Origin of the sequence: Saccharothrix longispora (genome assembly GCF_030852425.1) — a bacterium.
GTDB classification, from domain to species: domain Bacteria; phylum Actinomycetota; class Actinomycetes; order Mycobacteriales; family Pseudonocardiaceae; genus Actinosynnema; species Actinosynnema longispora.
This window is the reverse complement of the sequence record NZ_NSDM01000001.1, coordinates 823874-845223: the sequence shown is the minus strand read 5'-3', so window position 1 is coordinate 845223 and position 21350 is coordinate 823874. Positions and strand designations below refer to the sequence as shown.

Sequence of the window (21350 nt, the reverse complement as noted above, 5' to 3'; positions counted from 1 at the left end):
CGTCACCACGAGGCGGGTCTGCCGTGCCGCCTCACCCCGGCGCGACTGCCGGAACGTGCCGTCCGGGCGGTACCCGAGCTTGCGGCTCACGCCGTGCGACGGCAGGTTGTCGTCGAACGCGCTCGAACGCGCTCGAACGCGCTCGACCGCGCCGCGAGCGCGCCGAGGTGGTCGAAGGCGAACAGCAGCACGGCGGCGCGCATCTCCGTGCCGCACCCCTTGCCCTGGTGCTCCAGGCCGAGCCACGAACCGGTGCCCACCTCGCGCAGCACGGGGAAGTCCTCGGCGTGCAGGGTCTGCACGCCGAGGACCCGCCCGTCCATCCTGACCAGGAAGTTGAGCGTCCAGTTCGCGGTGGACAGCCTCGACCGCACGCCCCAGTGGTGCTGGAGGGTGTTGGTCCCCGGCCGGTCGCGGGGCGCGTCGGTCCAGTCGACGCCGAACGGCATGTAGTCCGGCGGGTGGACGCCCCGCAGGGCGACGTCGGCGAATTCGAGGAGGCCGGCGTCGTCGTCCGGGCGCAGTTCGAGGCGGGGTGTGCGGAGCACCAGGTCCGCGAACGGCCAGTGGTTCATGCCCGTCGATGGTGGTGACCGCGCGGTGCCGGCGCGACCGGATTAACGTCGGGGCATGCGCGCGATCACCACTCGGGAACCCGGCGGACCGGACGTGCTGTCGTGGGAAGAGGTGCGGGACCCCGAACCCGGCCCCGGCGACGTGCTGGTGGAGGTCGCGGCGACCGCCGTGAACCGGGCAGACCTGCTCCAGCGCCAGGGGCACTACCCGCCGCCGAAGGGCACGTCCGACGTGCTGGGGCTGGAGTGCTCGGGCACGGTCGCCGCGGTCGGCGAGGGCGTCCGGGACTGGCGCGTGGGCGACGAGGTGTGCGCGCTGCTGGCCGGTGGCGGGTACGCGGAGCGGGTCGTCGTGCCGGCCGCGCAGGTGCTGCCGGTGCCCGAGGGGGTGGACCTCGTCACGGCCGCGTCGCTGCCCGAGGTGGCGTGCACGGTGTGGTCGAACGTGGTGATGCTGGCCGGTCTGGAGGCCGGCGGGACGTTGCTGGTGCACGGCGGCGCGGGTGGGATCGGCACGCACGCGATCCAGGTGGGCAAGGCGCTGGGCGCGCGGGTCGCGGTGACGGCGGGCTCGGCGGAGCGGTTGCGGCGCTGCGCGGAGCTGGGCGCGGACGTGCTGGTGAACTACCGGGAGCAGGACTTCGTCGAGGTGGTCGGCGCGGCGGACGTGGTGCTGGACAACATGGGCGCCGCGTACCTGGGGCGCAACGTCGACGTGCTCGCGCCGGACGGCCACCTGGTGGTGATCGGCATGCAGGGTGGCGTCAAGGGCGAGTTGAACATCGGCAAGCTGCTGGCCAAGCGCGGGTCGGTCAGCGGGACGGGCCTGCGCTTCCGGCCGGTGGAGGGGCGCAACGGCAAGGGGCGGATCGTGGCCGAGGTGCGCGGGCACGTGTGGCCGATGATCGCGGACGGCCGGGTGAGGCCCGTGGTGGACCGCGTGCTGCCGATCGAGCGGGCGGCGGACGGGCACCGGGCGCTGGAGGAGGGGGACGTGTTCGGGAAGGTCGTGCTGAAGGTCTGAGTCGCGGGGCGCGAACGCACGACACGCGGGGCTCGGGCGTACGACACGCGGGTCAGTCCAGGGCTGCGGCGGTGGCCAGGAAGGTTCGGGGTGTGGTGCGGAAGCGCAGGGAGAACTCCTCCGCCCACCGGACCAGCACCGTCTGCTCGCCCGGCTGCTCGGCGTCGTCCACCAGCACCGCGGCGCCCGGCGCCAGCACGCCCCGGAAGACCGGGAGGGCCGGGTAGCGGGCGTCGCCCAGCAGGGGGCCGTCCACCAGCAGCAGGTCGACCAGGCCGTAGCGCTCCACGTAGTACGACACCTCGTCGTGCACGAGCCCCGGGTCGTACCAGTGGGCGCTGCCGAGGGCCGCCGGGTGCGGGGACAGGGGTGCGTGCACCACGCGCGCCACGTGCCCGAGGCCCTCCCGGCGGAGCTGGCTGGCCACGAACGCGGCCGTGCGCTCGTCGTGCTCGACCGACAGCAGGTGGCCGAAGCCGCGCCGGGCGAGGAGGCGGGCCAGGATCACCGAGGACGCGCCGCTGCCGCACTCGACCAGCACCGTGCGCGAACCGAGGAGCACCTCGTCCACGACGGCGGCCAGGGCGGCCGGGCGCAGCTCGTGCGCCGTGTCGGGCAGGTACTCCGACATCAGCGGGGCCAGGCGGTGGAGTGCGGCCAGGTCGGCCAGTTCGCGCGACAGCAGGTCGTCCAAGCCGGCCTCCACCTCACCCCAGCTCGGCGACCGCCCGCACGAGCTCGTCCACTTCGACCGCGTTCGTGTAGTGCGCGAGGCCGACGCGGATCGCCCCGCCGACCTCCCCCACCCCCAGCACCGAGAACACGCCGTGCTGCCCGGAGTCCGCGAACGCGCACACCCCGCGCTCCGACAGGTGCTCGACGCCGTCGGCGGCCTTCACGCCGGCCACCGTGAACGCCAGCGCCGGCACGCGCCGCATGGCGTCCCCGATCACCATGACGTGACGGAGCGATCGCAGTTCGTTGATGAGGTTGGCCAGGAGACCCGCCTGGTAAGCCTTGACCGAACCCAGGGACGTGAGCAAGCGCTCCCTTCGGGGACCCACGGCCGCGTCGTCCAGCCCGGCCAGGTACTCCACCGAGGCGACCAGCCCGGCCAGCAGCGGGTAGGCGTGCGGGCCCAGTTCGAGGCGCTCGGGGCCGCGCGCCCCGGGTTCGACGGCGACGGACGGCAGCAGGTCGAGCATCGACGGGTCGCGGAACACCAGCGCGCCGACCGGCGGCCCGCCCCAGTTGTTGGCGGACACGGCCACCACGTCCGCGCCCATCGACGTGACGTCGAGCGGCACGAAGGGGGCCGCCGAGGAGGCGTCGACCACGACCAGGGCGTCGGTCCGGCCGGCCGCCTCGGCGATCTTGCGCAGGTCCGGCCTGGTGCCGACGGAGCCGGACGCGGCGGTCACCGCGACCAGCTTGCACTTGGGCGTGATCAGCTCGTCGTACTGCCAGGCGGGCAGCTCGCACGTCTCGATGTCGACCTCGGCCCAGCGCACGACGCTGCCGGTGCGCTGCGCGGCCCGCTGCCACGGGTTGATGTTGGTCGGGTGGTCGAGCCGCGAGACGACGACCTCGTCACCGAGGAACCAGCCGTCGGACAGGGCGTCGGCGAGCCGCTGGAGCAGCACCGCGGAGCTGGGGCCGAGGACGACGCCGGCCGGGTCTGCCCCGACCAGGTCGGCCACGGCGCGCCTGGCCGCGTCGACGATGGCCTCGGCACGTTGCGAGGCGGGGAAGATGCCACCCGGCCCGGAGACGGGTGCGCGCAGCGCGGTGGAGACGGCCGTGGCCACCTGTTCGGGTACTTGCATCCCCGCAGGAGCGTCCAGATGAACCCAGCCGTCGCCGAGCGCGGGGAACAGGCCGCGGACTCGTGCGACGTCGAACGCCATGCCGCACACCGTACGGAGGACGTCGGCGGCGCGACAGCAGGGGGCTGCGGTTTCGTCCCCCGTTCCGCCACCCGGTTCGGCGGTGGCCACCCGATCGCGCCAGGATGGACGGCATGAGCGAGGCAGAGAACGAGCGGCACGTGGTGGTGGTCGGGCCCGACGGGAAGCCGGTGGGCGCCGCGCGCGTGCCCGTGGGCGACGACGGGCCCGGCCAGGACGTCACGGACCTGGTGGAGCAGCCGGCGAAGGTCATGCGCATCGGCACGATGATCAAGCAGCTGCTGGAGGAGGTGCGCGCCGCTCCCCTGGACGAGGCCAGCCGCAACCGGCTGAAGGAGATCCACAAGCGGTCCATCGAGGAGCTGGAGGACGGCCTGGCCCCGGAGCTGCGCGACGAGCTGGAGCGCCTGTCGCTGCCGTTCACGGAGGAGGGCACGCCGTCGGACGCCGAGCTGCGGATCGCGCAGGCGCAGCTGGTGGGCTGGTTGGAGGGCCTGTTCCACGGCATCCAGACGGCCCTGTTCGCCCAGCAGATGGCGGCCCGCGCGCAGCTGGAGCAGATGCGCGGCCGGGCGCTGCCGGCCGGTTCCGGCGGCGGCGACGCGGAAGGCGGTCCGCACATCCGGGGCACGGGCCAGTACCTGTAGTCCCGGCACGGCGGGCGCGGGGCCGGAGGAGGAGGTGGCGGCGGGCGCGGGCTGGACAACGGGCACCGTCCTGCCCGACTGTGGGCACCGCCACCCACGAGAGGAGCCGACCAGTGCTCGGAAGAGTCCGCCACAGCCCGTTCGTCGACGAGTTCCGGAAGCGGGTGCGGGGCAAGGTCCTGAGGGCCATCGACGACGTCGTCCGGCCCTACCACCACGAGCAGGCCCAGCGGATCGAGCGGCTCCAGCAGGAGTTGGCGGCGCTGCGCGAGCGGGCCGAGCACGCCGAGCACGCGGCGGACCGGGCGGTGAACGCCACCATCCAGCACGAGGTCCGCGCCCGGCGCGACCTGGTGTTCGCGGGTGAGCAGGAGGCCGCCCTGCAGAGCGCCCGGTTCGTGCGCCGGCACCTGCCGACCGCGCCCCACTTCGGCCACCCCCACGCGACGCTGGAGCACGGCCTGGAACTGGTCGAGGCCGAGGGCATGGCGCTGGAGTTCGGCGTCTACACCGGCGGCACGCTGAAGATCATCGCCACCGCCCGCGAGGGGCGTGACGTGTACGGCTTCGACTCGTTCGAGGGCCTGCCCGAGGACTGGCGCAACGGCTTCCCCGCCGGCATGTTCGGCGTGGACGGCCTGCCGGACGTGGACGGCGCGGAACTGGTCGTCGGCTGGTTCGACGACACGCTGCCGCGTTTCCTGGAGGAGCACCCCGGCCCGGTGGCCTTCCTGCACGTCGACTGCGACCTGTACTCGTCCACCCGGACGGTGCTGGACCTGGTCGGTCCGCGCCTGGTGCCGGGCAGCGTCATCGTCTTCGACGAGTACTTCAACTACCCCGGGTGGGAAGAGCACGAGCACAAGGCGTGGATCGAGCACGTCGCGCGCACCGGGATCGAGTTCGACTACCGCGGGTACACCTACGACCACGAACAGGTGATCGTCAAGGTGACCGGCGTACCGGAAGCCCCCCGGGAGGGTTGACCGTACCGTGACGGCCCGGCGACAGGGTCCCCACCTCGTCGCCGGTAGTCTCACCTCTCGTGCAACCCACGAGTACGGTCGAGCGGCCGGCCGCTCCCCTGGCGCCCAACTCGCGCACCTTCGCTCGCGCGTTCGCCGACGTGCGCGACGCCTGGCGGCAGCGGGAGCTCTGGGGTCATCTCGGCTGGCAGGACATCAAGCAGCGGTACCGCCGGTCGATCATCGGCCCCCTGTGGATCACGATCTCGATGGGCACCACGGCCCTCGCGCTCGGCCTGCTGTACTCACAGCTGTTCAACCAGCAGATCAGCACGTTCCTGCCGTACGTGACGGCCGGGTTCATCATCTGGAACTTCATCCTCGGCGTGGTCACCGAGGGCACCGAGGTCTTCATCGCCAACGAGGGCCTGATCAAGCACCTGCCCGCGCCCATCACGGTGCACGTGCTGCGCATGGTGTGGCGCCAGGTGCTGTTCCTGGCGCACAACCTGATCGTCTACGTGATCGTCGTCACGATCTTCTTCCCCACGCTGGTCGAGCCCTACCAGATGGAGGGCGACCCGGTGACGCAGCCGGGCCTGTCCTGGATGGCGCTCATGGCGATCCCGGGCTTCGTGCTGGTCGTGGTCAACGCGGTGTGGATGGCCCTGCTGTTCGGCATCATCAGCACGCGGTTCCGCGACATCCCGCCCGTCATCAGCAGCTTCATCAACCTCGTGTTCTTCATGACGCCGATCGTCTGGCACGTCGGCGTGCTCAACAAGGTCACCGACGGCGAGGGGAGTTGGCGCACCCTGATCGCCGAGCTGAACCCGATCTTCCACTTCGTCGAGATCGTCCGGGCGCCCATGCTGGGCCACGCCCAGGACTGGCACCACTGGGTGGTCGTCGGCGCCATCACCGTCGTGGGGTGGACGCTGGCGCTGGTCGCCATGCGCAACTACCGCGCCCGTGTCTCCTACTGGGTCTGAGTGAGGCCGTAAGCAATCATGGTCAGCATCGACGTCTGGAACGCCTCGGTCGACTTCCCGATCTTCGACGCCAAGTCGAGGTCGCTGAAGAAGCTCGCGCTCGGCAAGGTCGGCGGCAAGATCGGCTCCGAGGGCCGCGTGCCGATAATCGAGGCACTGCACGACATCAACATCTCGCTCGGCCACGGCGCCCGCGTGGGCCTGGTGGGGCACAACGGCGCCGGCAAGTCGACGCTGCTGCGGCTGCTCGCGGGCATCTACGAGCCCACGCGGGGCAGCTCGCGCATCATCGGCAAGGTCGCGCCCGTGTTCGACCTCGGCGTGGGCATGGACCCGGAGATCTCCGGGTACGAGAACATCATGATCCGCGGCCTCTTCCTCGGCATGACCCGCAAGGAGATGGAGAAGCGGGTCGACGACATCGCGGAGTTCACCGAACTCGGCGACTACCTGTCGATGCCGCTGCGGACCTACTCCACCGGCATGCGGGTCCGCCTGGCGCTGGGCGTGGTGACGTCCATCAACCCCGAGATCCTGCTGCTGGACGAGGGCATCGGCGCGGTCGACGCCGCGTTCATGGCCAAGGCGCGGGACCGCCTCAAGGACCTCGTCGGCCGCTCCGGCCTCCTGGTGTTCGCCAACCACTCCGACGAGTCCCTGCTGGAGTTCTGCGACACCGCCATCTGGATGGACGAGGGTCGGGTGAAGATGCACGGCGACCTGCGCGAGGTGCTGACCGCGTACAAGGGGCACGACCCGTTCGAGTACCTGAGCGAGGAGACGCGCGAGCGGCTGGCCAAGTCGAAGGCCGCTAACGGGAACGGTGGCGAGTAGATCGTGAGCGCACTGCCGAAGGGGTCCGTCGTCGGGGTCGTGGTGACCCGGCACCGACGTGAGCTGCTGGCCGACTCCCTGAAGGTGCTGGCGTCGCAGACCCGACCGCTGGACCACCTCGTGGTCGTGGACAACGGTCCCGACCAGCCGGTCGGGGACCTGGTGGCGCAGTCCCCGATCCCCACCACCTACCTCGCGTCGCACCGCAACCTGGGCGGCGCGGGCGGCTTCGCCCTCGGCATGCTGCACGCCCTGTCGCTGGGCGCCGACTGGCTGTGGCTGGCCGACGACGACGGCCGCCCCGCCGACGAGACGGTGCTGTCCGTGCTGCTGGGCGAGGCGGAGCGCCGCGGGCTGGCGGCCGTGTCGCCCGTCGTGGCGAACATCGACAGGCCGGAGAAGCTGGCGTTCCCGCTGCGGCGCGGGCTCACCTGGAAGCGCGACTCCTCCGAGCTGGGCGACGACTTCCTGCCCGGCATCGCGTCGCTGTTCAACGGCGCGCTGTTCAGGGCCTCCGCGATCGACGTGATCGGCGTGCCGGACTACCGCCTGTTCTTCCGCGGCGACGAGGTGGAGATCCACCGGCGCATGGTGCGCACGGGCATGCCGTTCGGCACGTCGCTGAAGGCGGCCTACCTGCACCCGGACGGCTCGGACGAGTTCAAGCCGATGCTCGGCGGCCGGTTCCACGCCCAGGACCCGGAGAACGCGGTCAAGCGGTACTACACGTACCGCAACCGCGGGTACCTGCTGTCCCAGCCGGGCATGCGCAAGCTGGGGTTGCTGGAGGCGTTCCGGTTCGGGCTGTACTTCATCGGCGTGCGGCGCGACCCGAAGGCGTTCGTCGAGTGGCTCAAGCTCGTGCGGCTCGGGCAGCGGGAGCGGTTCTTCCGCCGGTAGGGACCGGACGGGCGGGGAGTTCAGCCGGACGCGGAATCGCCGCCGGCGAAACCGCCTTCCCCCCCGGGGGCCGGTGCGGTGGGCTGGAGCGCGTGAACACCACCGACGCGCGCCGCACGACACTGGTCCTGCACCTGGCCGCCAACTCGAACCCCATCTCCGTCAAGGTCTCCGCCGAGACGGTCGCCGACCTCGCACCACGCCTGATCCAGGTGGTCCGCAACGGCCACACGCAGGCCGTGCCCACGGCCGACGGCAAGGAGTTCGTGGTCAACTTCGGCCACGTGGTCGCCGCGCACTTCGAGTGAGCGGCGGCCACGCGGCCGGGCCGGGTCAGTTCTCGAAGACCTTGCGCCACCGCTCGGCCGACGTCAGCTCGGGCAGCGCGTCGCGGTACAGCCGGCGCAGCCGCGGCCACTCCCGGCCGAGCCTGCGGTAGTTGCGCACCGCGCGGGCCATCAGGGTGCGGAACTGCTCCGGGTCGCGCTTGTAGAACGCGACCCCCGTCCCGTCGGCGGTGGACACGGTGGCGCTGTCCAGGTTGCCGAGCAGGAACCACCGGGCGTCGAGCGCGGGCACGTTGAGCTGCGGGCGGTCCCCGGTGGCCGGCTGCGGCGGGCGCAGGTTGTGCAGCACGGACTTCGCCGCGCGCACCGCGATGGCGGCCTTGCGGCTGGTCGGCTGGAGCAGCGCCTCCGCGCGCACGGCGTCGAAGGTGGGCGGGGGGAACTCGCGGGCCGACTCCAGGCGCCGCGCGTCGCTGAACCCGTCGCGCAGGCGGCGCACCTCCGGCAGGGCGGTGCGCAGCGAGTCGAACAGACCCGCCGGCCCGTCCAGGAAGTCCTCCAGCGCCTTCTGCTGCAGCGCCACCGTCGAGTACTCCATGGACAGCAGGTGCCGCAGCGACAGCTTCAACCCGTGCTTCACGATCCACGACCGCACGTCGTACGGGCTGTGCAGCGCCGCCAGGACCAGGCGGTTGCGGGTGTGGAAGTACGCCTGCCAGTCGGTGGAGTCGTTCTTGTCCGTCCACGGCATGTGCCACACCGCCGAGCCCGGCAGCGACACGGTCGGGTAGCCGTGCTCCAGCGCGCGCAGCGAGTACTCCGCGTCGTCCCACTTGATGAACAGCGGCAGCGGGTAGCCGACGCGCTCGATCACCTCGCGCGGGAACAGGCACATCCACCAGCCGTTGTACGTCGCGTCCACCCGGGGGTGCAGCGCCGGGGTCTCGCGCAGGGACGACGTGGCGAAGTCGTGGTCGGTGACCGCACCGGGGGCGGCCCGCCAGAAGCAGGTGCCGAGGTCGACGATCTCGGCGGAGCTGTGCAGGCGCGTGCGCGCCTGGAGGTTGAGCATGTGGCTGCCGACGATGACGGGCTTGGCCGCGGCGCGCGCGAACGCGTTGGAGCGCAGCACCGCCTCCGGTTCGAGCCGGATGTCGTCGTCCATGAGCATGACCTGCTCGACGTCGCTGTTCTCGATCGCCTCGAACATGCCGCGCGTGAAGCCGCCGGAGCCGCCCAGGTTGTCCTGCTCCACGACGGTGAGGCGCGGGCCGAGCACGCGGGCGACCTCGTCGAAGCCGTCGACGGACCGCACCTTCACCGCGCCCTGGTCCGCGACGACGACCTTGCCGACCACGTCGAGGACGGCCGGGTCGCTGCCCAGCGCCGCCAGCGCGGCCACGGCGTCGTGCGGGCGCATGGTGGTGATGGTCACCGCGACGCGCTGCGGCGGCAGCGGCGTGCGCACCGCCCACTCCGCGTCCCGGACGGCCAGCGGCGACTCGTGGGTGAACACGTCGAACCAGATGAACCCGCCGTCCTCGAACGGCTTGAGCGACACCGCGAACTCCAGCGCCGTCCACTCGGACGCGTCCTTCACGAACCGGCCGTCCAGGTGGACGACGTCGCCGCTCGGCTTGGAGCGGTACACGTCGATCCGTCCGGAGCCCCGCACCTCCAGCCGCAGGACGACCTCGCCGACGGCGGTCCAGCGCTTCCAGTAGCTCGCCGGGAAGGCGTTGAAGTAGGTCGCGAACGACACCTTCGCGTGCTCGGGCACGGTCAGCGCGCGACGCGAGTCCACCCGGCAGTGCACGTCCTGCGGCTCGTCCAGGTACATCGGCCGGACATCGAGCGGGTCGTCCTCCCGCGGGAGGACGATCCGGTGCACTGCGTCCACGAGGGTTCCCTCCGGGGGACGGGCCGGCCGGGCCCCACCGCGGGACCCGGCCGGTCGGCTCTGCCACCAACTACAGGTTGTACAGGCGCTTCCAGTTCGAGCGGTCGGTCAGCTCGCCCATCGCCTCGCGGTAGGCCCGCTGCATCTCCGGCGCCTGCCGGTACAGCTCGCGGATCAGTTTCGTGCCCTGCTTGCCGAGGCGGACGGCGAGTTCACGGTCCCGGCGGCGGACCCGCACGCCCTCCTGGGAGGCGTCGGTCACCACGGCGGTGTTGAACAACGACACGTGCCACCAGGCCGAGTCCCCCGAGCTGACCGCGCCCACGTCGTGCACGTTCTTGCCGAGCAACTGGTGCACGATCCGCTTGGCGAGCACCGGGGCGAACAGCTTCGGCGCGGGCGGCGCGCTGATCAGCGGGAGGTCCCCCGAGGCGATGCCGGGCACCTCCGACGCCGGGTGCCGCACGGTCTCCGGGTACTCGGCGCGCAGCTTGCGGATGTCCGCCGCCGCCTGGACGCCGCCGTCGCGCAGGAACTCGGGGCCCTTGAGGAAGTCCTCGATGGCCTTGAGCTGCGTGGCGGCCAGGCCGTACTGCATGCCCACCAGGTAGGTGGCCAACTGGGAGGCCATCGACCGGCAGATCCGCTTCGGGTCGAACCGGCTGTGCAGCGCCGACGTGATCAGGGCGTTGCGCAGGTTGAAGTACCGGTGCCAGTCGTCCCAGTCCTTCCAGTGGAAGTCGGCGTGCCACACGCCGGCACCGGGGAGCGTGACCGTGGCGAACCCGTGGGCCCGCGCGCGGTAGCCGTACTCGATGTCGTCCCACTGGAAGAACAGCGGCAGCGGGTAGCCGATCGCCTTGACGATCTCCGAGGGGATCAGGCAGGACCACCAACCGTTGTACCCGGCGTCCACCCGGCGGTCCTGGACGTTGCGCTTGCCGGTCTCCTCGTCGAAACCGGTGAGGTCGGCGTCGTGCAGCGCGCCCTCCACGACCTGGCCCGGGGCCAGCGTGTCGAGGTTGGCGTACTCCGCGCCCACGTGCAGGTGGTTCGGGTGGAGCAGGTAGAGCATCTGGCCGCCGACGATGACCGGCTGCGCCGTGCGGTTGGCGAACGCGGTCGTGCGGATCACGATCTCCGGCTCGCACAGCACGTCGTCGTCCATGAACAGGACGTTGGCGTGCTCGGCGCCGCCCAGCTCGGTGACCTCGTACAGGCCGCGGGTGAAGCCGCCCGCGCCACCGAGGTTCGGCTGGCGGATGTAGCGCAGCTTGTCCCCGAGCGCGGCGGCGACCTCGGCGAACCGGGGGCGCGACTCGACCGCGTCGGTGCCCTGGTCGACCACGTAGACCGCGTCGACCAGGGCCAGGGGCTCCTGGTCGGACGCGAGGGCCGCCATCGTGTTGAGGCAGTCCTCGACCCGGTTGAAGGTGCAGATCACGACCGCGGTGGGGCGGACCTTCGCCGGCGGCGCGACCGTCCACCGGGCGTCCTCGACCACCAGCTGGCCCTCACCCGTGGTGAGGTCGAACCAGAGGCCGCCGCCGTCGGTGAACTTGTCGATCTTCGCCGTCAGGGTGACGACCTGCCGGGTCACGTCCGCGACCTGCTCGGCCGCGACCGTGCGGGACTCGCCCTCGGCGTCGGAGGCGACGACCGCCACGGTGCCGGAGCCCGTCAGCGTGACGCTCAGCTCCACCTCGGGGCTCACGCACCACCGCTGCCAGTAGGTGGCGGGGAACCGGCCGAAGTAGGTGTTCATCGAGACGACCGCGTGCGGGTGCAGCACGAGGCGGTGCCGCTCGCGATCGGCCACCCCCCGGGAGACCTCGGCGTAGAGGTCCTCCGAGACGATCGGCGACGGGCCGGCGAACAGCCCGCGCTGGGCCAGGAGTTTCTCCGGAGCCTCGTGCTCGACGAGGGTCGAGTTGCCCGACATTGCTACTCAGTCCTCCAGCGAACCGTCCAGCGCCCGACCGGAGGTCAGGTGCGGGACGATCTTGTTGTCGAACACACTCAGCGCCGAACCGATCGCCATGTGCATGTCCAGGTACTTGTAGGTGCCCAGCCGGCCACCGAAGACGACGTTACGCTCGGCGGCTTCCACGCGCGCGAGTTCGCGGTACCGCTCCAGCTTGGCCCGGTCCTCGGCGGTGTTGATCGGGTAGTACGGTTCGTCGTCCTTCTCGGCCGCGCGGGAGAACTCGCGCACGATGACCGTCTTGTCCGACGGGTACTCGCGCTCCGGGTGGAAGTGCCGGAACTCGTGGATGCGGGTGTAGGGGACGTCCGCGTCGTTGTAGTTCATCACCGGGGTGCCCTGGAAGTCGCCGACCGGCAGGACCTCCTGCTCGAAGTCGAGCGTCCGCCAGCCCAGCCAGCCCTCGCTGTAGTCGAAGTACCGGTCGAGCGGGCCGGTGTACACGATCGGGGTGCCGGCCGGGATCTCGTCGCGGATGTCGAAGAAGTCGGTGTCGAGGCGGACCTCGATGTTCGGGTGATCCGCCATCTTCTCCAGCCACGCGGTGTAGCCGTCGACCGGCAGACCCTCGTAGGTGTCGTTGAAGTAGCGGTTGTCGAACGTGTAGCGGACCGGGAGGCGGCTGATGACCGCGGCGGGCAGTTCCCGGGGGTCGGTCTGCCACTGCTTCGCGGTGTAGTCGCGGACGAACGCCTCGTACAGCGGGCGCCCGATCAGGGAGATCGCCTTCTCCTCCAGGTTCTTCGCGTCCTTGGAGTCGATCTCGGAGGCGTGCTCGGCCACCCACGCGCGGGCTTCCGACGGCGACAGGTAGCGGCCGACGAACTGGGCGATCAGCCCGAGGCCCATCGGGAACTGGTACGCCTGGCCGTCGTGCATCGCGAAGACGCGGTGCTGGTAACCGGTGAATTCGGTGAACTGGTTGACGTACTCCCAGACACGCTTGTTGGAGGTGTGGAAGAGGTGCGCGCCGTACCGGTGCACCTCGATCCCGGTCTCCGGTTCGGCCTCCGAGTAGGCGTTGCCGCCCAGGTGGGACCGACGCTCGACCACGAGCACGCGCTTGCCGAGTTGGGAGGCGGTGCGTTCGGCGACCGTCAGGCCGAAGAATCCGGAACCGACGACGATCAGGTCAAATCCAGCGTAGCTCACAGCGCCGAAGGTTACCCGCACAGGTGAACCGCCAAGCAGTCAGGGCTTGACGTCGACGAGCCGGTCCTCGGCTGCCGAGAGACGTCTGTCGAGTTCGCCGCGGACCTGCTCCAGCTCGCAGCGCAGGAGCGCGATCTCCTCCACCGTGGTGCGTACTTCCTCCTCCAGGTGACCCACTTCGCTGCTCAGCTGGAGGACGACGAACAGCAGGACGAACGCCGCGACGGCGAACAGGAGGTTGGCCGCCAGCTGGATGCCGGTGAGATCCGCGAGGAAGGTGGGCAAGCCGGGGACGCCGGCGAAGACGACGACGCCGAGGGCGACCAGGAGCCACATCCCGGCGTACTTCTCCCGGAGCTTGCGCCGCCGCATCATCTCGACCACCACGACGAGCACGCTCACCGCGGCCAACAAGCTCAACAACCGCCACTCGGGCACGGCGGACCTCCTAGACGGATTCGGCGGCGTTCTGCTTGGGCCTCCGCCGCATCAGGGCGAGCAGGAGCGCCAAGGACGCGCGCAACAGGTAGACGGCGGACTTCACCGGCGAGGTGCTCGGGGTGCCGCCGGCGCGGACCCGCATGGCGACGGGCACCTGGCGGACCGTCAGGTCGGCCCGGACCGCCATGACGAGCGACTCCAGCGTGTCACCCAGGTACTCGGCCGGGTAGTGGTGTGCGAACAGCCGGACGGCACGCGGTCCCGCCGCCTTGAAACCCGACGTCACGTCGGTGAGCTTGGTCTTGGCCAGCATCGACAGGACCACGGAGAAGACCTTCATGGCCCACCGGCGGGGGCCGCGCGCCCGGTACTCGCCCTTGCCGGCGAAGCGCGCCCCGATGACCAGGTCGGCGTGGTCGAGCGCGCGGAGCAGCTCGGGCACCTCGGCCGGGTTGTGCTGCCCGTCGGCGTCGACCTGCACGACGACGTCGTACCCGTGGCGCACCGCGTACCGGAACCCGGTGCGCATCGCGCCGCCCACGCCGAGGTTCACCGCGAGCCGGGCGACGGCGGCGCCGCTCTCGCGGGCGCGCGGAGAGGTGGCGTCCGTGGAACCGTCGTCCACCACCAGCACACCGACGTCGGGCAGGGCGGCCTTCACCTCGGCCACGACCTTCTCGATGTTGTGCTCTTCGTTGAGGGCGGGCAACACGATCAGCACCCGGCGCAAGTCGGCCCAGTAAGACACGGGCAGAGCCTAACGAGTCACCGTAACCGGCCTGGTCCCAGGTCGCAGTACGAAGAGGGTGGCCAGCGCCGCGCCCACGGTGGGCGCGATGACGAGGCCCGCCACGGCGCGGGCGACGATGCCCCCGGGCCAGGCGAGCAGGACGACGACGCTCAGCCCGGCGACCACCGCCCACAGCACGAGCACCAGGTCGCCGCGGGTGCGGGCGACGAGCACACCGGCCAGCAGCATGACGGCGCCGACCAGCACGGACGACCACACGAGGCCCGCGACGGCCCACCCGGCGACCACGTACTGCGAGCCGAACAGCAGCCGCACCGCCCACGGGCCGAGCAGCCAGCCGACCCCGGCGCCGGCCAGGGCGACGGCGAACGCGCCGGCCGAGCCCTTGACCAGCAGGCCGCGCAACCTCCGCCGGCCGGCCTCGTCCCGGGACAGCCGCACGACGGTGGGCACCGCCATCGCCTGGACGGGGGACAGCAGCAGCAGGGGCAGCCGGGCGACGGTGAGCGCGAAGAACAGGCCGCCGAGCACCTCCGCGTCCCCCGGCGCGGCGAACAGCTTCACGATCGCCGGGTAGCCGGTGAGCACGCTCGCGGTCAGCGCGGCGCCGAGCATCAGCACGAGGATGCGCCGGGCCACGCGGCCCCACGGCTCCGCGCCGTGACCGCGGTCGTACAAGGACGACGAGAGGCGGCCGAAGGGCAGGAACGCGAACGACCCCGCCGCCACGGCGACCGCGAGCGGCACGAGGCCGTTCATCCCGAGCAGCGCCGCGCCGCCGAACAGCACCAGCCGGATCAGCGCCTCGGCGACGACCAGCGCCCCGTACGGCTTGTGCCGGTGGCTGCCGACGAGCAGGCCCCGCGTGCCGAACAGCAGCGCGAACCCGAGGCTGCCGACCAGCGAGACGACGGCGAGCCCGGCGTGCTCGCCGAACAGCCGGCCGCTGACCGGCGGGAGCAGCGTGCACAGGCCGAAGACCCCCACGGCCGCGGCCGCGACGACGACCGTGCGGCCGGCCGCCGCACCGGCGCGCCCGCCGGCCACGTGGGCGACGGCCGCCAGCCGGGAGACCTCCTGCTCGACGGGGGACAGGGTGCTGCCCACGCCGAAGACGAGTCCCCAGAAGGTCAGGAAGACGGCGGAGTCCGCAGGGCTCAGGACCCGGCCGGCGATGATGAGGATCGGGTAGCCGAGCCCCGCGGCGATGAGGACGGCGATCCCGACGACGCCGAGCGAGCGGCCCGCGGGCCGCTCGCTCACCTGCCCTGCCCCCTCGTGGCCAGTGCCTTGCGGGCGGTCAGGACCAGACCGCGGAGGACACCGGAGCCGAAGCAGGCGGCGAAGAGCGGCATGAGCCGGGCGACCGCCCCGGCCTGCGAGGCGGTCGCGCCGGACTTGCGGGACACCGCGCCCGCCGCGGCCGACCCGGCGGCCAGGAGGGCGAGCGCGGTCTTGGGCCGCTTCACCAGGACGACCAGGCCGGCCAGGCCGACGCCGCCGGCCACGAACGCCGCGGTGCGCGCCGGACCGGGCGAGTCCAGGTAGCCGTCCACGAAGGTGGTGCCGCGGAAGTAGGCGTGCCGGACGAACTTCTTCAGCGAGTCGCGGCTGTGGTAGGTCGCGGAGAAGTCGGGGCTCAGGTGGATGCGCTCGCGCTCGGCGACCCACCGGAGCATCCGCGTGTCGTCGCTCGCCAGCCGCACGTCCTCGAACAGCGACGAGAACGACGAGGCGGCCTCGACGAGCATGGCGCGCGGAGCGCAGAAGAAACCCGTGCCCTTGGGGAAGAGGTCGAACTCCTCCGCGCCGAACGACACCGGGCGGGGGTCGGCGAGGTAACGGCGCCAGGCGACGGCCACGAGGCCGGCCCAGAAGCCGCCGTAGGGGTTGCCCGCCGACTGGACGTTCACGTGCCCGTTCCAGACCACGCGCTCCGGGTGCTCGCGCAGCTGCTGCTTGAGGTGCACGAGCGCCTCCGGGTCGATCAGCACCCGGCTGTCGAGCAGGAGGACGCGCTCGCCGCGCGCTGCCTCGATGCCCGCCTGCCGGGCCGCGAAGCGACCGCGGTTGGGCTGGGTCAGGACGGTGACCCCGGTGCGCGCCAGGCGCTGCGGCGTCTCGTCCGTGCTGCCGTCGTCGACGACGAGGATCTCAGCGGGCCAGGCTGCCTTGTCCAGCGCGATCCGCAACGCCTCGATCGATTTCTCGATCCAGTCCTGCTCGTTGAAGACCGGCATCACAACGCTGAGGCCGGGACCGCTGTCGAGGGATTTGCTCCGGCTCGTCACAGCTGACAGTATCCAGGCGGCCCATCGATCCCAAGCCTCAGGGGTCCACTCCGTGATCGCCTTCATCGCAGGCACCACCGCTGAACTCATCAAGGTGGCGCCCGTCTACCACGCCTTGGTCGCCCGGGGCACGAAACCACTGCTGTGGTTCACCGCGCAGCACGTCGACGAGGTCGCCGACACCCTGGAGGACCTGCGGCTGCCCGAGCCCGACCTGTGGTTGGTGCCGCGCAACCGCGCTCGGAACCTGGAGACGCCGTCGCACGTCCCCGGCTGGGCGCTGTCCGTGGCCCGGACCGCGCTGAACCAGCGCAAGCAGATGCGCGCGGCACTGGCGTCCGACGGCAGGCCGGGCCTGGTGGTCGTGCACGGCGACACCTTCACCACCCCGTACGGCTCGTTCGTCGCGCGCCGCCTCCTGGGTGCCCGCGTGGCCCACGTCGAGGCAGGCATGCGCAGCGGCAGCCTGCTCAGCCCGCTGCCCGAGGAGCTGAACCGGCGGATCGCGTCGAAGCTGACCGACATCCACTTCGCGCCGAGCGACAACGAGGTCCACAACCTGCGCCGCGCGCGCGGCGTGGTCGTGGACACCGGTGCGAACACGGTGATCGACGCGATGCGCCTGGCGATCGACTCGACCACCGAGGACGACCTGCCTCCGGAGTTCGGCCTCGCCACCCTGCACCGGTTCGAGCTGGTGCAGCGCGCGGACAAGTTCCGCGAGGCCTTGGAGCTGCTGCGCAAGGCCTCGGAGCGGACGCCGATGCTGTACTTGGCGGGCGCGCCGGAGCGCGAGCGCATCGAGCGGCACGGCTGGGCCGACCTGTTCGACGGCGAGCGGTTCATCATGCGCCCCAAGCGCCGCTACCTGGAGTTCCTGCCGATCCTGGCGCGCGCGAAGTTCGTGGTCACCGACTCCGGCGGCCTCCAGCAGGAGTGCGCGTACCTGGGCATGCCGTGCGCGATCCACCGCGAGCGCACCGAGACCAAGCAGGGCTTGGGCGAGAACATCGTGCTGACCGGGATGCGGTCGGACAAGCTGGCGAAGTTCCTCGACGAGCACGAGACGCTGCGTCGCCCGTCCGTGATGGAGAAGTACCACCCGAGCCAGGTCATCGTCGACACGCTGGCGCAGCTCGGTTACGTCTGACCGACGCACCCTCCCGGTGCGGAACGGCCCGAGGTGGTGTCACCACCTCGGGCCGTCGTCGTTCCGGGGGCCGCCCCCGTCAGGAGTCCGCGAGGGCGTCGTCCACCAGTTCGTAGACCGCCGCGTCCGGGTTCGAGTAGACCTTCCGCATCTGCGGCATGTCCTCGATGTCCTCCAGGCCCGGCGCCGGCTTCATCTCGGCGCGCACCAGGCCGCGCCCGACCAGGAAGTACTTCACGCCCAGCTCGCGGATCGCCTCGCGCACCGACGGGTCGGTGTCGATCTCCTGGAGGTGCCACGTGAGCCGGCCGGCGTCGCTCTCCTCGGTGGCGCCGTAGAAGGTCCACTCGACGGGCTTGACCCCCGCGAGGGCGTACATCCACACCGAGCCGTCGAGCCGGTCGTTCATCACGGGCTTGCCCTCGGAGTGCTCCGCGAGCCACCGGTAGGCGTCGCGCTCCCCCGGCAGGACCGTCGGCCCGCTCTTGTTGGACTGCGCGAGGCGCTCGGAGTTGCGGCCGATGTACGCGCCCTTGCCGAGCACGCCCAGCACGGCGACCGCCACCAGGGCGACGGCCACGGGCACCGCGAACGCCGCCCGGGCGGCGCCGACCCGCGACGAGGCGCGTTCCGAGGCGGACCGGGCGAGCGTCCACACGAGTTCGCCCACGCCGAGCGCGCCGGCCAGCGGCAGGAGGGCCGCGAACCGCCACGCGTCGTTGTAGAAGGGGCCGGTGACGAGGTCGACGAAGTCGTTGTCCAGCGAGGCGCAGGCGGCGTAGACGGCGCCGAAGACGACGTAGGTCGCGACCACCCACGGCATCCGGCGGTGCAGCACCATCAGCACCACGCCGGCGCACGCGGCGGCGCCGAGGAACCACTGGGGGAACCCGGTGACCGGGGAGAACAGCGCCACCTGGCCGAAACCTTCGACGGGGGTGGCGAACTCGGCCCACTGCGCCGCGGTCACGCCGGCCGACGGGCCGAACGCGGGCAGCACGATGGGGACCACCGCCAGCACCGCCAGCACCGCCGTGACGGCGAGGGGCAGCGCGCTCCGCCTCCAGTCCACCGGCTCCAGCCGGACGGCCAGGAACACGAGCAGGATCACCGCGTAGACGGCGACGACGAAGGCCAGGCTGGTGTGCAGGCCGACGAGACCCGCGAGGGCGAGGGCGACGGCGAGCGGTCCGGTGAGGCCGCGGTCGGTGAAGATCCTGCGGGCCAGCGCGAGGGTGGCGGGCACCAGGGCGACACCGGCGACGAACGGCCACAGCGGACCGCGCCACAGGGAGTCGTACGGGAACGCGGTGAACCAGGTGGAGACCGCGGCGGCGACGGCGGCGGTCAGCGGCGGCATCCGCCAGGCGAGCGCGAGGGCCGCGATGCCGAGGGGCCACGCGATGACGACGGACAGCACCGCGAGGTTCAGCAGCTGCGGCATCGCCGCGACGCCGTCCAGCATCGGCGCGAGCAGCGCGTGGTACGTGTTGGGGTAGAAGTAGTCGACCTTGCCCGGCAGGTTCGCGGTGGGCGCCAGCGAGGCGGGCAACGAGTCCTCGTGCTCCGAGATCCAGCGGATCGCGTTGCCGTGGTACGGGGCGTCCCAGTCCTGGTTGATGGTGGCGAGGCTCCAGCCGAGGCCGCGCATGAAGGTCACCACCCCGACCGCCATGCCCGCCACGACGCCCGCCAGGACGAGCAGGTTGTCGCGCAGCGGACGCGGGGCGGCGTCGGTCCCGGCGGACGTGCCGTCCGACGCGGCCGAGCCGTGCCCGGCGGCGTCGTCACCCGTGGCGGGAGCGGCGGCGGAGCCCGCCTTCCGGCGGGCGACCAGCCAGGTCGGGACGCCCACCACGAGCGCCAGGACCGCGAACCACAGGACGACGTTCAGCAGGTCCCAGGGGATGCCGAGCCGGCCCAGCACGACCGTGCCGATCGAGATGCCGCCGAACGTCAGCACCGGCGCGGCGGCGGCGAGGGTCCACCCTCTCAGCCGCAGGGTCAGGCCCAGGGCGAGCCCCGGCAGCCAGAAAGCGAGTACTACCAGTGCACCCATGAGAGCGTTCGATCCCCAGTCGGTGGAATGGCGGGAGGCGGCTCGGCTCGCGGTGCCGGCACCGGTGTCACGTGAAGGGACCGGGACGGCGCGGTGTCGCGGAAGGACCCGGTGGGGGCGGGCGCGGACGCCGGCCCCGGCACGCTTCCGCCGCGGTGGAAGCCGGTGAGCCGCCGATCCGCTCTTCCCCGTCGTACCCGGGGGAGGGCGGCACCGGGCATCGGTGCCCGGGTGACGGCGGACTGGCTCACGATGGTGGAGATTACACTCGGTCGGGTTCGCAGCCGCGCGCGGCTGAGCTGGTTCCAGCCTAGAGGGAAGCGACTTCCGGTGATTTCTTTCATCGTGGGCACCACCGCGGAGCTGATCAAGATCGCTCCGGTGCACCACGCGCTCGTCGCCCGTGGCGCCACGCCGCAGTTGTGGTTCACCGCGCAGCACGTGGACGAGGTCGCGGACACCCTGAAGGACCTCGGGCTGTCCAAGCCCGACGTCTGGCTCGTGCCGGAGCGGAGCGCGCGCAACCTGGAGCGGCCCGCGCAGGTGCCCCGCTGGGCGGCCTCCGTGGCCAGGTCCGTGGCCGGGCGGCGCAAGGAGCTCCGGGCCGCGCTGGAGTCGGACGGCAAGCCGGGTGTGGTCGTCGTTCACGGCGACACGTTCACCACGCCCTACGGCTCGCTGATCGGCCGCATCCTGGGCGCCCGCGTCGCGCACGTCGAGGCCGGCACGCGCAGCGGCAGCCTGCTCAGCCCGCTGCCCGAGGAGGCCAACCGGCGCCTCGCCGCCCGCCTGGTCGACATCCACTTCGCCCCGACGCCCCGCGAGGTGCGCAACCTGCGCCGCGCGCGCGGCGTGGTGGTCGACACCGGCGCCAACACGGTCATCGACGCGCTCAGGCTCGCCAAGGAGGGCGGCCGGGCGCCGTACGACCTGCCCGCCGAGTTCGGCCTGGTGACGCTGCACCGGTTCGAGCTCCTCCAGCGACCGGAGAAGTTCCGGGAGGTGCTCCAGGTCCTGAAGGGGGCGAGCGAGAAGACCCCGCTGCTGTACCTGGTCGGCGCCCACGAGCGCGAGCGCCTCGATGCCCTCGGCCTGAACGGGCTGTTCGACGACGAGCGCTTCGTGCTGCGGCCGAAGCTGCGCTACCTGGAGTTCCTGCCGCTGCTGACGCGGGCGGAGTTCGTCGTCACCGACTCCGGCGGGCTCCAGGAGGAGGGCGCCTACCTCGGCATGCCGTGCGCCATCCACCGCGAGCGGACCGAGCGGCACCAGGGACTCGGGCAGAACATCGTGCTGACCGGGATGCGCGCGGACAAGCTGGAGGAGTTCCTCGCCGAGCACGAGACGCTGCGACGTCCGTCCATGATGGACCAGTACCACCCGAGCGAGGTCATCGCGGACACCCTGGACCGGCTCGGCTACGTGTGACCCCGCCGCACCGCGGACAGGAGGGGCGTCCCGGGCGGGACGCCCCCTCCGTCGTCGGGTGTC

General features: G+C 71.9%; 20 protein-coding genes. 9 read left to right on the top strand and 11 right to left on the bottom strand.

Features of this window, described 5'->3' with window-relative positions; translation table 11 throughout:
• Positions 1-86 precede the first annotated feature (86 nt).
• Positions 87-575: a GNAT family N-acetyltransferase gene (locus CKY47_RS04315; RefSeq protein WP_306744275.1), complete on the bottom strand. Its 489-nt coding sequence runs from the start codon at positions 573-575 to the stop codon at positions 87-89.
• A 55-nt stretch (positions 576-630) separates the two neighbouring features.
• Between CKY47_RS04315 and CKY47_RS04310 the strand changes: the two genes are divergently transcribed.
• Positions 631-1599, top strand: a complete 969-nt coding sequence (locus CKY47_RS04310; RefSeq protein ID WP_306744274.1) for an NAD(P)H-quinone oxidoreductase — start codon at positions 631-633, stop codon at positions 1597-1599.
• Positions 1600-1651: 52 nt separating this feature from the next.
• Here CKY47_RS04310 and CKY47_RS04305 read toward each other — a convergent pair whose 3' ends face one another.
• Both CKY47_RS04305 and CKY47_RS04300 read right to left on the bottom strand, forming a co-directional pair.
• Entirely contained in the window at positions 1652-2293 is a 642-nt protein-coding gene (locus CKY47_RS04305; RefSeq protein ID WP_306744273.1) for a class I SAM-dependent methyltransferase, read from the bottom strand.
• Positions 2294-2306: 13 nt separating this feature from the next.
• Positions 2307-3506, bottom strand: a complete 1200-nt coding sequence (locus tag CKY47_RS04300; RefSeq protein WP_306744272.1) for a cysteine desulfurase-like protein — start codon at positions 3504-3506, stop codon at positions 2307-2309.
• 113 nt (positions 3507-3619) lie between these two features.
• Between CKY47_RS04300 and CKY47_RS04295 the strand changes: the two genes are divergently transcribed.
• The 6 genes from CKY47_RS04295 (at position 3620) to CKY47_RS04270 (ending at position 8152) form a co-directional block, all read left to right on the top strand.
• Positions 3620-4153 carry a bacterial proteasome activator family protein gene (locus tag CKY47_RS04295; RefSeq protein WP_306744271.1) on the top strand — a complete coding sequence of 178 codons (534 nt, stop codon included), beginning with the start codon at positions 3620-3622 and terminating at the stop codon, positions 4151-4153.
• Between the two features lie 113 nt (positions 4154-4266).
• On the top strand, positions 4267-5139 hold the full coding sequence (locus CKY47_RS04290; RefSeq protein ID WP_306744270.1) for a TylF/MycF/NovP-related O-methyltransferase: 873 nt from the start codon (positions 4267-4269) through the stop codon (positions 5137-5139).
• Positions 5140-5198: 59 nt separating this feature from the next.
• Positions 5199-6110 (top strand): galactan export ABC transporter permease subunit Wzm/RfbD, encoded by a 912-nt coding sequence (gene wzm / locus CKY47_RS04285; RefSeq protein WP_306744269.1) that lies wholly within the window; start codon positions 5199-5201, stop codon positions 6108-6110.
• 18 nt (positions 6111-6128) lie between these two features.
• Positions 6129-6944, top strand: coding sequence for a galactan export ABC transporter ATP-binding subunit Wzt/RfbE (gene wzt, locus CKY47_RS04280; protein WP_306744268.1), 816 nt, complete (start codon positions 6129-6131; stop codon positions 6942-6944).
• A 3-nt stretch (positions 6945-6947) separates the two neighbouring features.
• Positions 6948-7844 carry a galactofuranosyltransferase GlfT1 gene (gene glfT1 / locus CKY47_RS04275; RefSeq protein ID WP_306744267.1) on the top strand — a complete coding sequence of 299 codons (897 nt, stop codon included), beginning with the start codon at positions 6948-6950 and terminating at the stop codon, positions 7842-7844.
• Between the two features lie 92 nt (positions 7845-7936).
• Complete coding sequence (locus CKY47_RS04270) at positions 7937-8152, top strand: hypothetical protein (protein WP_306744266.1); 216 nt, start codon at positions 7937-7939, stop codon at positions 8150-8152.
• 25 nt (positions 8153-8177) lie between these two features.
• Here CKY47_RS04270 and CKY47_RS04265 read toward each other — a convergent pair whose 3' ends face one another.
• The 7 genes from CKY47_RS04265 to CKY47_RS04235 form a co-directional block, all read right to left on the bottom strand.
• Positions 8178-10031, bottom strand: a complete 1854-nt coding sequence (locus CKY47_RS04265; RefSeq protein ID WP_306744265.1) for a glycosyltransferase — start codon at positions 10029-10031, stop codon at positions 8178-8180.
• Between the two features lie 70 nt (positions 10032-10101).
• Positions 10102-11973, bottom strand: coding sequence for a glycosyltransferase (locus CKY47_RS04260; RefSeq protein WP_306744264.1), 1872 nt, complete (start codon positions 11971-11973; stop codon positions 10102-10104).
• A 6-nt stretch (positions 11974-11979) separates the two neighbouring features.
• Positions 11980-13167: a UDP-galactopyranose mutase gene (gene glf / locus CKY47_RS04255; RefSeq protein ID WP_306744263.1), complete on the bottom strand. Its 1188-nt coding sequence runs from the start codon at positions 13165-13167 to the stop codon at positions 11980-11982.
• 39 nt (positions 13168-13206) lie between these two features.
• Entirely contained in the window at positions 13207-13605 is a 399-nt protein-coding gene (locus CKY47_RS04250; protein WP_306744262.1) for a DUF2304 domain-containing protein, read from the bottom strand.
• 10 nt (positions 13606-13615) lie between these two features.
• Positions 13616-14356 carry a glycosyltransferase family 2 protein gene (locus CKY47_RS04245; protein ID WP_306744261.1) on the bottom strand — a complete coding sequence of 247 codons (741 nt, stop codon included), beginning with the start codon at positions 14354-14356 and terminating at the stop codon, positions 13616-13618.
• A 9-nt stretch (positions 14357-14365) separates the two neighbouring features.
• Positions 14366-15622, bottom strand: coding sequence for a lipopolysaccharide biosynthesis protein (locus CKY47_RS04240; protein WP_306744260.1), 1257 nt, complete (start codon positions 15620-15622; stop codon positions 14366-14368).
• Positions 15619-16599 (bottom strand): glycosyltransferase family 2 protein, encoded by a 981-nt coding sequence (locus CKY47_RS04235; RefSeq protein ID WP_472909119.1) that lies wholly within the window; start codon positions 16597-16599, stop codon positions 15619-15621. Before CKY47_RS04235 ends, CKY47_RS04240 begins: the two co-directional genes overlap by 4 nt.
• A gap of 103 nt (positions 16600-16702) precedes the next feature.
• Here CKY47_RS04235 and CKY47_RS04230 point away from each other — a divergent pair, with 103 nt between their 5' ends.
• Complete coding sequence (locus CKY47_RS04230; protein ID WP_306744258.1) at positions 16703-17800, top strand: UDP-N-acetylglucosamine 2-epimerase; 1098 nt, start codon at positions 16703-16705, stop codon at positions 17798-17800.
• 79 nt (positions 17801-17879) lie between these two features.
• On the opposite strand, the gene CKY47_RS04225 is transcribed toward CKY47_RS04230, so the two are convergent.
• A complete protein-coding gene (locus tag CKY47_RS04225) occupies positions 17880-19859 on the bottom strand; it encodes a DUF6541 family protein (protein ID WP_306744257.1) in 1980 nt (659 codons plus the stop codon).
• Between the two features lie 330 nt (positions 19860-20189).
• Between CKY47_RS04225 and CKY47_RS04220 the strand changes: the two genes are divergently transcribed.
• Positions 20190-21287, top strand: coding sequence for a UDP-N-acetylglucosamine 2-epimerase (locus tag CKY47_RS04220; RefSeq protein WP_306744256.1), 1098 nt, complete (start codon positions 20190-20192; stop codon positions 21285-21287).
• Positions 21288-21350 lie beyond the last annotated feature (63 nt).

Bases quoted from the DNA above. Each gene is read 5' to 3' on its own strand.
- CKY47_RS04295 (WP_306744271.1), top strand. From the start codon at position 3,620: ATGAGCGAGGCAGAGAACGAGCGGCACGTGGTGGTGGTCGGGCCCGAC.
- CKY47_RS04315 (WP_306744275.1), bottom strand. From the start codon at position 575: ATGAACCACTGGCCGTTCGCGGACCTGGTGCTCCGCACACCCCGCCTC.
- CKY47_RS04260 (WP_306744264.1), bottom strand. From the start codon at position 11,973: ATGTCGGGCAACTCGACCCTCGTCGAGCACGAGGCTCCGGAGAAACTC.
- CKY47_RS04300 (WP_306744272.1), bottom strand. From the start codon at position 3,506: ATGGCGTTCGACGTCGCACGAGTCCGCGGCCTGTTCCCCGCGCTCGGC.
- CKY47_RS04235 (WP_472909119.1), bottom strand. From the start codon at position 16,599: ATGCCGGTCTTCAACGAGCAGGACTGGATCGAGAAATCGATCGAGGCG.
- CKY47_RS04310 (WP_306744274.1), top strand. From the start codon at position 631: ATGCGCGCGATCACCACTCGGGAACCCGGCGGACCGGACGTGCTGTCG.
- wzt (WP_306744268.1), top strand. From the start codon at position 6,129: ATGGTCAGCATCGACGTCTGGAACGCCTCGGTCGACTTCCCGATCTTC.
- CKY47_RS04225 (WP_306744257.1), bottom strand. From the start codon at position 19,859: ATGGGTGCACTGGTAGTACTCGCTTTCTGGCTGCCGGGGCTCGCCCTG.